Below are 9,631 nucleotides of genomic sequence, written 5' to 3'. Positions count from 1 at the left end.
CGTTGATCCTCGATAACTACATCATTCACAAAAGCAAACAGACCGAGCGATGGTTGAAGAAGAATCCCAAGTTCTGCCTGGTGTTCCAGCCAGTTTACAGCCCTTGGGTTAATCACATAGAACGGCTATGGCACAAGTTACATGAAACCATCACGCGCAATCATCAATGCAGAGGGATGGCAAACCTGCTGGCCCGAGTGAAACACTTCATGGATACCGTGTCTCCTTTCCCGGGGAATGGCTATGGCACAGCGAAGGTGTAGCACTATTGGGATCAGTTATTTAGCTTGTCCAAGGACTGCCTGGTAACCGTAAATTCAACCAGCCCCCGGCAGTTGCGTGGAACCACCATGCAAGAGTGTCTTCAGGATCCTCGCGAGGATCCACTTCATGCACCGAATCAGACGCTCTCTGTATCGCTCGCTACGGGCTTTCAGGCACATCCCTAATACCCTAGTCGCCCAAACGGTCCTCCTTGCAGTGCAGCGCGTCCTATGAGGCAATTAGGTTTGTTGGTCTGTGGTGAATCAGAGAAAAGCATTGATTAGGAAGGAAAAATTGAGCGAAGTCATTTTCTACTATTAGTTCTGTCATTATTCATTAGATCTTGATCTTTAGATCTTCTTTGGATCAAAGATCAACGATCAATGATAAAGATAGAGCTTAAACGGCTTTGATATATAAGGCTTTTTTTCTCTGTTTTACTCCATGATAATCGAAAATTACTCCATAATAATCGCAAACTACTCCATAATAATCAGAATCTACTCCATAATAATCGCAAACTACTCCATAATATCGCTGTGTTTACTCCATAATAATCACCTAAAAACGGTTATAAATCCGTCACTTACACAGGATATACAGGAGTATGAACAGCTTAATAACATGTTTTGCACAGGGGGATGGTGCGTGGATAGTTTAAGAAGCCGGGTTCTTCGATTTGTCGCACAAGTTGAGGTGCAGGTTATGGGACTGCCGCTGACAGAGGCAGTGGTTGACGCATTGGTGCCACGGGTTGACCCTCTCAAAATCGAGCCGATCCTCAGTTATCTCGCCCGAACCGGTGGCTCGGGGGAAGCTGACATTGAGCAGGCTTTTTCTATTTTGGGACCAGCGCTCAACCAAAATTCCTGGTTGGTGGAGTCTGGGTCGCCAACCACCAATGTGGTTCCTGCTGCCCCCGCCTGTCCTGCGGAGACATTACCACTTCAGGTTGAATCCAAGAGCGAAATAGTTCAGGAAGGTTTTGCTTTTGACGGACCTAAAAATAAATCTCTTCCTGAGCAACTGGATAACCACGTACCTTTAATTATCGCAGCTGGGCTTTTTCGAACCCTGCCAAATGCTGTTATCAATAATCCTTTCGCGCGACCGCAACTCGATCCTAGAAAGATATATGATGTACCAGATGGGATGATCACTGGCTACGCGCACATGAAAATGACAGGCTTTGTCATGGATACCTCCTTCGACATTCGCTCGTATTTCTGTCTAGTTAGCATCTTGGGCCGGATGACGCATTCACAATATGAGCGAGCTGCTACCACTCATGCTAAAACCATTGAGCCCAAGGACTTTTATAAACCTCTCTTGGATGTGTTGCCAGAAGAGGAAGTTGATTCTTATATTAAGAATCATATGAGTGATGAGCGTATTGTAGAGACCTTTCGTCGCTTTAGGAATATTGCACTAACGTTCTATGAGTTTTACGAAGATGCAAACCGTGAGGGCAATAATGGCCATGCTCGCAAAGGCGGGATTTTGATTACTGGTCTAGTCGATTCAATCAAGTTAGAAAACGATGGCCTTATACATATTAAACCGTCACTAGAGTTGCGTAACCTCTATCGCGCCACCGAACGATTGTTGCCTATGAATCGCTCAAACCTACTGGTTCTCCAGCACTCACTCGGTTCCCTGTTGTCCTTCTGGATCGCAGCCCAAGCCACAGGCCAGTTTAACAAAGACACAGGTTGGGTAAAAGTCGGTAAGCGGTTCAGCGCAAAGGAGATTTTGTCAGGTATACACCCCCTTAAACCTGGTGTTTCCTATAGGACAAATCAGTACCAAATGCTACAGGCCGCATTCATTGAATTGTTGGAACTCAATGTAATTGAAATTGAAATCCATTGCCGTGGTCAGCGGGTTGAGCTAAACCAATCTAACGCTAATCTATGTATCATAAGTGGCGTAAAGACCAACATATTGATCACTCGCCACAGGCTGAGCTTCAAGGTGCCAGGTAAAGAATTGGGTGGGCATAGAAAAGGTGATCATGCCTTAACCCATTTCAAATCTATTACCTCTGACGATGTTGATTCGGTGTCCTTAGAAGACATCCATAGTAAAGTTAAAGTTCTACTGAAAGGTATCAAGCGCCCCCGAGGTAAAGCCATCGACAATAGAACAGCAGATAAGACGGCTTACTACATTAAGCATTATGCTGAAACCATGACATTTATAGCCAAGCTATTGCTTAGGGTGAAAGATGATCAAAAACTTAAAACCAAAGCAAGCAGTAGTTTACGTGTAATTGTCCGTGAATCGAGACAAACCTATTACGATACATTTAAATCAATTCTCTCGCCAGAGGTCTTTGAAGCACTTGATGAACTATTTAAGGATGCGTGGTTTGGCGCACAGATACTTACCGGCAATCGTCTCGCTGATTTGATAAAGGATCTTCCTAAGAACTCTCAAATAAAGAATTATGATGCTTGGAAAATAACGTTCAAAGATCAACTGGAGTTAATATTTAAGATTATCAAGGGTGATGGCGGTAATGACATGCTTAATGCTATCCGCGCTGATATATTGAAAAGCCGTCTCGTTCTCCCGCTGAACGCGACCGGTCAATCACAGAAGGTCAACGCTATCTTCAAGGCGATACCGACCAAAAAGACCTTCTTTGAAAAGTAGAGCGTTCTAGTACCAGAGCGGGTTGGCGTCAACCGTAGAGTTTGTGCGCCACCTCTCAAAGAAGGTGTAATTCTTTCATAAACGCTTAAAGAACACCCTTTATGTGTTTAGGATGTTTCTACTAACTGCCACCCTACCAGGACACCTCTGCCTGCTATGAAGCTGAGCAGTTGGTGTCCTTGGACAACATCAAAGCCACCCAGTCCTTGTGCCTGGCCGTCTCGTGTGGCCATGAACCACCATCGAGCAGGAAGCGATCATGAGCATCATCATCCAATCCTCTAACAACCAAAGCGAAAGCGACCTTCCTATGTTCAGTTGGGATTCGATAGGCGGGTGTGTCATGCCTGGCTACCTGGACTTCTACCCGAAGCAGAAGGAGTTGATCTTATACGCCGGAGCTGACCCGGATAGTAACCGTACCGACCATAGTATCAAGCTAGGGGTTCACGTTCGTTTCAAGGTTCCGGCTACCACCACCCGTAGTAGTCTTTACGGCCTGGTGATGGATCAGCAGTTCCAGCAGCTGCTCGAAGAGGTGCGTGCCGGTTATGGGCAACGGTTAAAACAGTGCAGGAAGATGGAGGACTATCTGGACACAGCGCTTGAGCGGGTTGAATTTTGGACGCCCGAGGTGATGCGACGCCGGTTCCGGCTTAATGATCTTCTTCAAGCGGGCAGCATTGCTACATATTGCCAGTGGATGAAAGAGGATGCTGAGGATGTAGATGCAAGGCTCTTTAGTAGTGGTTGCGAAGCGGAGATGGCCAACATCACGCTGCACTTTTATCTGAGGATGCCCTATGACCTCTACTGCCGAGATACCCTCCGTGTGAAACAACGCACCCTGCAGATCCTCATGGACTACGCACATTCTTTGTTCGGGGAAAATCCGCCACGGCCTATTGCCGAGGGTAGCTTTATGAACCAGTTGTCTTTACTGGAAGATGAGCTTGCCGACCTAGTAGCTAACTTCAACCCGAAACGCTGCGAAGGATACTTTTAAGACCCTCCCCCTGCTGCGCGTGACAGCCATCATTTCTCGGCTGGTTGTCCGCAAAAGACTCGCACACCCTCACCTTTTGCCTTTCAAAGTCATCCATTCCGGAGAGCATCAGTGCTTTTAGGGGGCATTTTTCGGCCCCCATGTCCCGCACTGCCCGTTAGAGCCTCCATTGAGGCTTTAAGCTCAGAAGGAAGCGATAAATTAGTAAAATAAACGGATAAATTACTAATACAGGGGTTTTACCTTGATTTCTTACCGGTTTTCTCCGATATGACTGAAAAAATACTCAAATAGACCTGTTAATTCACAAAAATAAACTGATTTTTTACTAAAAATGCCGCTCAGCTTTGCAGTGTGGCATCAAGCAGGGGTCGATTTCACGTTAAAGCTCGCTCAGTAGACGCTGCAACTCATCGTTAGGGTTGTAGGGGCGATGAGTGGTGCTGATCTGCTTGAGTACGTGGTTGGCCTTTCTCTCTACACCCTGCACTGTTCGGTCGAAATCTTGCTGGCATTTGTCCAGGGCTCGGGCGGCCGCGATTTCAGCCTGGAATCGTTCCTTGCCCGATAGCTCGCGGGCGATCCGGTTCATTGCCCCGGTAAACATGATGTCGAGGGTGTCCTCACTCTTCGCTCTACGGAATCGGGTACAGAGGGAGTCGTAGGTGAACTCTGAAGCGGGCAATGGTTCTTTCTGGTTGATGTGGGGTTTGTGTGGCATGAATGCCTGTCCTTTCTCAATGTCCTTGGGCAAGTTTATGGCCCGTAGTAAGTCGCTGGCGTCGGTTCTGTGGGTTTCTGGCCGCTCGTTGTGGTTTGCTCGCGAGGGCTGCCTTTCGATGATTTTCCAAAATTAACAGTGTTAATTTCCGAAAACAGGCATGAAAAAGAGCCGTATGACGCTCATGTTTGATTGTTAATTGGCAACCTTATGATTTGTTTGTCTCTCAAGCGTTTGTTCTGATATGTTTGGCCATCATGCTTTTTCATATCGACCACTATAATTAGTGAATGGAGTCTCAATGATGGACGTTGACCTGGCAAAACAACAACAGCTTATGCGCTTTGAGAGTTTACGGGATGAGGCACGATTTACATTGGACTATCTCGAAAACGCCAAAAATGAGCGTATTGGGGATAACGGAGAGGATGAACCGGAAGGGGTAGTGTTCTCGCAGTATCAACTACATCGTTTACCCAATATGACTCGCGCCAAGGCCGATGCTGCCATCAAACTTCTGGAAGACAGTGGTCGTGAGTTTAACCAAAAACCCAGCAAAAATAATGCTCGAACACTCCACTCCTATTCACATGCCGATGTGCGAGCTATCTACAAGGCATCTGGCCAGCGCTCCTACGCAGAGATGAATAAGGTGTTGGGTGCGAGCCAGAGCGCGAGAGTGGTCGGCTGCATCAATCTGAAGGGCGGTGTAGGTAAAACCACCAGCCTGGTCACCATCGCGACCGGCCTCGTTCATCACCGCAACCTGATAAAGCACCAACTGCGCGTTGCCGTAATCGACCTTGACCCACAGGGATCGACCTCGCTGGCCTTCGGTTTTTCTGGTCTCGGGAAGAAAGACCAGCATTCAGCCATCGAGGCTATCGCTTCGCGCGCGACGCCGGACACTGTCAGGTCATGGATGCTACCTACTTCCAGCGACGGTTTATTCGTTATGCCTGCAGGGCGGGCTGATGGTCTGTTTTCGCTTCAGGCCCATCAACATGCCGCCGAAACGGGCGTCAACATGTCGGAATTGCTCACGAAATTTGTGATAGATCCATTAAGGGACTCATTTGACTGCATTTTATGCGATGTCGGACCCCATCTGGATGGGGCGTTAATCAATACTTTGGAGGCGTGTGACAGCCTGTTTGTCCCGATTTCGCTCGACCCGCTAGAACTCGATTCATCCCTGAAATTTCTCGAATCCATTCACGGCCTGCTGGCCAGTATTCCGACGGCACGGCTCAACCCAGACTCGGTCTGGATTATGGCCAGCAAGTATGACGGTACCAACCCGCAGCACCTGGACCATTTCAAACTGCTGAGATACCTCGACCATGTGCGGGTTTTGACAAACCCTCTCGAACTACTCAGACCGTTCTCCGTCGTCTCTGAGGATGGCCGAACTGTGTTCACTATCCACCGTAATGACTATTCAGGCGCACCCAGTTCGCTGAGTCGCGCACAATATAATGCCGAGATGGTGATTCAAGAATTTTTTGCAAATGTGCTAGAGGTGGCTAAGTAATGGCTCGCAACGAATTAAATGGCGATTTTTTGAAAAAGAAAGCGGCCAACACCCCCGGTACGGGTAGTCATATCGCTTCTTTTAACCTGACAGGCGCTAATGATGGTCCAAACTCGGACCCCGAAGCGTCCCTGGCGGCGGCGGTGATCACCTCCGGTGCATTCAGGGTGCTACGGCTAAAGGATGGCCGAAACGTGACGCTGACTTCGGCCTATGTACCGGCCGATAAGGTTGGAAAGCTAACCTACATCCATGAGGCAAATGTCCGGTCGCAAAGCAGTGTGACGGCAGAAACCGTGACTGATCTGATTGGTTCGGTGAGCTCTGGTGGCGTCATCATGGAGGTGTTGGCCGTCCGTGATGAAAATGGAAGGTACGCGATCTTCGATGGTCAGCGCCGCCGCTTCTGCGCGTTGCTGGCAGGCAAGGGGTTGCCAGTTGCTTACATAAAAGCCTCTGATGCGTCGGGTATTGCAGAGTTACGCGAGTTGAGCCGGATAGCCAACATCACCCTCCCCAATTCTCTCTATGACAAGGGCCAGCACTATGCGCGAGTCAAGAATGACGAAGGATTGGATCAGGCTGCGGTAGCCGCTGCCTTTGGTGTTACTGTCCCCGAAGTACACTATGCCTTGCAAGCCATTGAGATCCCGTTGCCTCTCTACCAGTTGCTGCCGGAGGGCACAGGTACGGGCCGACCAACGGTTCTAGCCTTGCGTAAGATCACTAAGTCCCTATCCGAGCCTCAATTGGACGAATTGTTGTTGTGGGCAAAGGATCAGCAACCGTACAGCAAAAGATCGATAGCGCTGGCAGAGATAGGCGCAGAGGCCCAAGCGCTTTCCGGCGGCAGTGCTGAGATTACTCAGCCCTTTGAGCTCATTTCTGGCATCGAGGTGAGGGAAGAGAAGGGCAATGTCATCAAGCTCACGCTTCCAGAAGGCATCTCGCGACAGACTATCTGCGACCTGCTTGCAACGCTCTCGTCTGATCCGCAGTAATCCCCCTCTCTACCAAGCGATTTACTTCACCATTGCGCCCCGTCGATCATGACGGGGCACTTCTGCCAACCGGTGGCGATGGGTACCGTCCGGGGTCTAAATTAACAGTGTTAATTTTCGATGACGTCCCTAACACCCGCAGCACGAAGCCGTCCGGAACGGTGTATCTACGTGCGATGGCGAACCCCCGACGTTGTCTTACCCTAATCGTGCAAACCCGCATCTAACCAGTGTCCTCCAAGGAATCTATGCTCACATCGGGGTTATCTAAAAACGTTGCGACAGGCGTTATTATCTGTATTATGATGGTTATCAACGCAATTTAGCTCTATGCAACTGTTCTCACCCCTATGCGGCCACCTCGATAGTCGCTGCTTGGGGGGTAAGGAGTGATTCAACGTGAACTTGGAAGATGACTCTAGTACCGATCTGCAACCGGGCTTTGACCGGTATATATACGGGTTGGCCTGCGAGAAGTACCTGCACCTGAATGCGGATCGTCGTAGCTGGTTCCGATCATACGAGCATCTTGTCTTCTGTGTCGCAAATGATGTATCCCCCAGCGGGCTTGTGGTGCGCTCAGAGCACACCAATGTCGAATGGGAGCATCTGATCACGCTCATTGATGCCGAAGCCAAGGAACTGCGCCTGGTGCTCGGAGAGCTGCTGAATGTGGCCCTCATTGGCTTTGCCAACTGGCGCGACGAGGATGAGCGGTCATCTCCCCTGCCCCCAACCTTTGACCATCTCTTCGAGCTCGGCATGGCCTGCATAGACAGCCCCGGCCCGGACCTGCCTCGCAGTTACCGGCGACCTCTTCACTAACCGTCACACACGTACCCTCCCCTTGCAATCGGACCCATAAGTGGGTCTTTTATTTGAAATTTTTGGTAATGTGCAGGGGTGCCATTTGATCAAGGGAGTATGGTAGATGGACGTAGTTGGTAGCAGCGATTTATCGGTTCTTTCCCCCACGTCCCCGTTGCTGGTCACGGTGGACGGCGATTCTTTTGCCCCCTCATCGGTAGCCGAGCTTGTGACTGGGTTAGCCCGTTATTTTCGAGGTCTGAATGTGAGCGTGTCCTGGCTGGACGTCGGGCTTGACCAGCATTTCAGTATGCCGGGGCCTTGTTGCACAAATCGGGGAACTATCTAGCCAAGTGGTGATCTGATCTCCCGGATCAATCACCGAGCACAGTCGATGGGCAAGTCAAAACACAACATCACCAACTGGAAAGAATATAACCAAGCGTTGGTACAACGCGGGTCGCTGACCATCTGGATGGACGAGCATACTATCAAGCAGTGGCATTGCCAGACTCATCATGGGCGGCGGGGTCGTGGCTTCCACTACAGCGATACTGCCATCGAGACGGCACTCATGCTCAAGGGCGTATTCAAGCTCCCACTGCGCGCCCTAGAGGGGTTTATAAACTCGCTGTTTAAGCTGATGCAGGTGCCCCTGACATCACCGGACTACAGCAGCATCAGCAGGCGGGCCAACACGGTGGAGGTCAAGTACCGGTTGCCCAGCCAAGGGGCTGTCGCCCACTTGGTGATTGATGCGACCGGGCTGAAGGTTTATGGCGAAGGTGAGTGGAAAGTCCGAAAGCATGGCAAGGAGAAGCGGCGTGTCTGGCGTAAGCTTCACTTGGCAGTGGATGCCGCCACCCATGCGATTATCGCCGCCGAGGTTAGCCTCGAGACGGTGGCAGACAACGAAGTGTTCCCCAGTTTGCTCAACCCGTTACGACGCAAGATAGAGCAAGTCAGTGCGGATGGGGCTTATGACACGAAAGCCTGTCATGCCCTACTCAAGAAGAAGGGGGCCAAGGCCACTATCCCACCGAGAAAGAATGCGGCACTGTGGGAAGAGGGGCATCCGCGCAATGAAGCGGTCACTGCCCTCAAGGCGGGAGAGCTGGCGCAGTGGAAGCAGGCCTCTGGCTACCATCAACGCTCTAAAGCCGAGACAGCCATGTACCGAGTCAAGCAGCTCATCGGTGCAAAGCTGAGCCTGAGAAATTACAACGCGCAGGTAGGTGAAGCACTGGCGTGGGTGAAGGCTATCAACAGGATGACGGGGTTAGGTATGCCTGTACGACAACAGGTCAACTGAGCGAAATCGGCGCCTGAGAGACTGCTGTCCTGCTTTGGAATTGTGCAACAAGGCCGTATGCCGGTGCAAGTTGCGTCAGATGGCAGTGCTCACTGTCTGGTTGGCGATCAGTGTGAGGTCGATTTTGACCACATCCTCTCGGCTACCGGCCTAAATTTCTAGCAAGTTTGTTCATGGGACTTGGCCGGGCATCACCCGGCCTTTTTTTATGCCTGCCTGTCCTGCTGTACCTTTTTCCCCTATTTCATCTCCCTGGTAGCTCAGCGTCGTATGTCTTGCCGTCCGTCGAGGAAACCGGCGGTCTGCCTAATGGTCAAGCGACCGTCAG

At 50.3% G+C, this 9,631-nt stretch carries 8 protein-coding genes; 7 read left to right on the top strand and 1 reads right to left on the bottom strand.

Annotation, left to right across the window (positions count from 1 at the left end; all coding sequences use genetic code 11):
- The 3 genes from HKD46_RS11030 to HKD46_RS11020 all read left to right on the top strand — a co-directional run.
- Positions 1 to 263: transposase (locus tag HKD46_RS11030; RefSeq protein WP_171865435.1), on the top strand; the 263-nt coding region annotated here is incomplete at its 5' end.
- A 706-nt stretch (positions 264 to 969) separates the two neighbouring features.
- A complete protein-coding gene (locus tag HKD46_RS11025) occupies positions 970 to 2,922 on the top strand; it encodes a hypothetical protein (RefSeq protein WP_147273899.1) in 1,953 nt (650 codons plus the stop codon).
- Positions 2,923 to 3,181: 259 nt separating this feature from the next.
- Positions 3,182 to 3,928: a hypothetical protein gene (locus tag HKD46_RS11020; RefSeq protein WP_114522805.1), complete on the top strand. Its 747-nt coding sequence runs from the start codon at positions 3,182 to 3,184 to the stop codon at positions 3,926 to 3,928.
- Positions 3,929 to 4,310: 382 nt separating this feature from the next.
- On the opposite strand, the gene HKD46_RS11015 is transcribed toward HKD46_RS11020, so the two are convergent.
- Complete coding sequence (locus tag HKD46_RS11015) at positions 4,311 to 4,649, bottom strand: hypothetical protein (RefSeq protein ID WP_114522804.1); 339 nt, start codon at positions 4,647 to 4,649, stop codon at positions 4,311 to 4,313.
- Positions 4,650 to 4,950: 301 nt separating this feature from the next.
- Here HKD46_RS11015 and HKD46_RS11010 point away from each other — a divergent pair, with 301 nt between their 5' ends.
- From HKD46_RS11010 to HKD46_RS10995, 4 genes are all read left to right on the top strand, one after another.
- Positions 4,951 to 6,183 carry a ParA family protein gene (locus HKD46_RS11010; protein ID WP_114522803.1) on the top strand — a complete coding sequence of 411 codons (1,233 nt, stop codon included), beginning with the start codon at positions 4,951 to 4,953 and terminating at the stop codon, positions 6,181 to 6,183.
- Positions 6,183 to 7,184 carry a ParB N-terminal domain-containing protein gene (locus HKD46_RS11005; RefSeq protein WP_161507962.1) on the top strand — a complete coding sequence of 334 codons (1,002 nt, stop codon included), beginning with the start codon at positions 6,183 to 6,185 and terminating at the stop codon, positions 7,182 to 7,184. The genes HKD46_RS11010 and HKD46_RS11005 overlap by 1 nt, the downstream gene beginning before the upstream one ends.
- 399 nt (positions 7,185 to 7,583) lie before the next feature.
- Positions 7,584 to 8,009, top strand: coding sequence for a hypothetical protein (locus tag HKD46_RS11000; protein WP_147273898.1), 426 nt, complete (start codon positions 7,584 to 7,586; stop codon positions 8,007 to 8,009).
- Between the two features lie 376 nt (positions 8,010 to 8,385).
- Positions 8,386 to 9,303 carry an IS5 family transposase gene (locus HKD46_RS10995; protein ID WP_160837301.1) on the top strand — a complete coding sequence of 306 codons (918 nt, stop codon included), beginning with the start codon at positions 8,386 to 8,388 and terminating at the stop codon, positions 9,301 to 9,303.
- The last annotated feature ends 328 nt before the right edge of the window (positions 9,304 to 9,631 follow it).

It is taken from the genome of Aeromonas sp. TW 6 (assembly GCF_013168745.1).
GTDB classification, from domain to species: Bacteria; Pseudomonadota; Gammaproteobacteria; order Enterobacterales; family Aeromonadaceae; genus Aeromonas; species Aeromonas caviae.
The sequence above is the reverse complement of the archived record's forward strand: the minus strand, read 5'-3'. Positions and strand labels throughout refer to the sequence as shown.

What these genes read in the sequence shown, in the direction of transcription:
- HKD46_RS11025 (WP_147273899.1), top strand. Translation starts at nt 970, where the DNA reads ATGGGACTGCCGCTGACAGAGGCAGTGGTTGACGCATTGGTGCCACGG.
- HKD46_RS11020 (WP_114522805.1), top strand. Translation starts at nt 3,182, where the DNA reads ATGAGCATCATCATCCAATCCTCTAACAACCAAAGCGAAAGCGACCTT.
- HKD46_RS11015 (WP_114522804.1), bottom strand. Translation starts at nt 4,649, where the DNA reads ATGCCACACAAACCCCACATCAACCAGAAAGAACCATTGCCCGCTTCA.
- HKD46_RS11010 (WP_114522803.1), top strand. Translation starts at nt 4,951, where the DNA reads ATGATGGACGTTGACCTGGCAAAACAACAACAGCTTATGCGCTTTGAG.
- HKD46_RS11005 (WP_161507962.1), top strand. Translation starts at nt 6,183, where the DNA reads ATGGCTCGCAACGAATTAAATGGCGATTTTTTGAAAAAGAAAGCGGCC.
- HKD46_RS10995 (WP_160837301.1), top strand. Translation starts at nt 8,386, where the DNA reads ATGGGCAAGTCAAAACACAACATCACCAACTGGAAAGAATATAACCAA.